General features: G+C 61.4%; 1 pseudogene. It reads right to left on the reverse strand.

Going from position 1 to position 1316, the window contains the following annotated elements:
• Positions 1–1260 (reverse strand): annotated as a pseudogene (locus tag A5777_RS00270) (IS3 family transposase); the annotation flags it as partial.
• Between the last annotated feature and the right edge of the window lie 56 nt (positions 1261–1316).

The raw sequence follows: 1316 nt of genomic DNA on the forward strand, positions 1-1316 counted from the left end.
TGTCAAGTCCTGCCATAGGTTGACACAGTGCTCAGTCAGCGAGCGCCCGATGCACCGCATCGGGCGTTTTGTATTTCAAGGCCAGATGAGGCCGTTCGTGGTTGTAGATATGCACGGCCTGCGCCACCATGCGTGCGGCCTGCTCTAGGTCGGCGGGGCGCTTGAGCAGCAACTCCCCTTTGAGGATGCCGTTGACCCGTTCGGCCAGGGCATTCTGGTAGCAGTCGTAGCCGTCGGTCATGGAGCACGTGATGCCGTGCCGCTGATGGATGCGCTGGTACTCGGCTGAACAGTATTGGATGCCCCGATCCGAGTGATGAACCAGAGGCTGTCGCGTATGGCGCGTCTTCAGCGCCATCTTCAACGCCTGGGCGACCGACTCGGCATGCAGGCTGTCATGCACGCGGTAGCCCACGATCTTGCGCGAGTAGGCGTCAGTCACCAGACTCAGGTACGCACAGCGCTGGGCGGTCGGCAGATAGGTAATGTCGGCCACCCAGACCTGCTCCGGCCCGGTGGGGATGACCTGGTTCGGGCCGTCCTTGAGCAGATTGGGATGGCGCCGGAAGCGATGATGACTGTGTGTGGTCTTGTGATACGCCCGCTGCGGCACGACCAGCAGCCGGGCTGCACGCAGGATATCGAACAGGCGATCCCGGCCAACCTGGATGCCTGCCTCGGCCAGGGGCGTGCGCAGCACGTGCTGGAGCTTGCGCGTACCCAAGCGCGGCTGGCGCAGCCGTAAGTGGTTGACCAACGCACAGACCTTGGCCTCACGCGCGCTTTGCCGTGTCTCGCTTTGCTGGCGTTTGTAGTACGCCTGGCGGCTGATGCCAATGTAGCGGCAGGCCCTGCCCACACTCAGCCCTTGGACGAGCTTTTGCGTGAGGACCTGCCCGAAGGCTTTTTTACGACGCGCGCCCCATGCTCTTTCTGGATCACGTCGATCACCGCCTCGAACAGGCGTGCCTTCTCTTGGGCCTCCCGCAACTGCACTTCCAATTCCTTGATGCGCTGCTCTGGCGTGAGCGACTTGCGCTGGCTGCTTTGATTTTCCATCGTGGTTTTGGCCTCCGCTGAGGCGCTCCAGTCCTGTCGTCCGTGCTTGCGCAACCATACCAGCACCGTCGAGCGACCCTGAATGCCATAGCGTCGCTGTGCCTCTTTGTAGGTCAGCTCGCCTTTTTCCACCTGCTCAACCACTGCCAACTTAAAAGCCAGCGTGTAGTCCCTCTGCGTTCGCTTCTTCTGCCCTTCCATCTTGACGCTCACTCCCTGTCGGGGAAAAAGTGTCAACCTTATTCAGGACGGGTCAC

The organism is Gordonia sp. 852002-10350_SCH5691597 (assembly GCF_001665715.1).
Taxonomy (GTDB): Bacteria; Actinomycetota; Actinomycetes; order Mycobacteriales; family Mycobacteriaceae; genus Gordonia; species Gordonia sputi.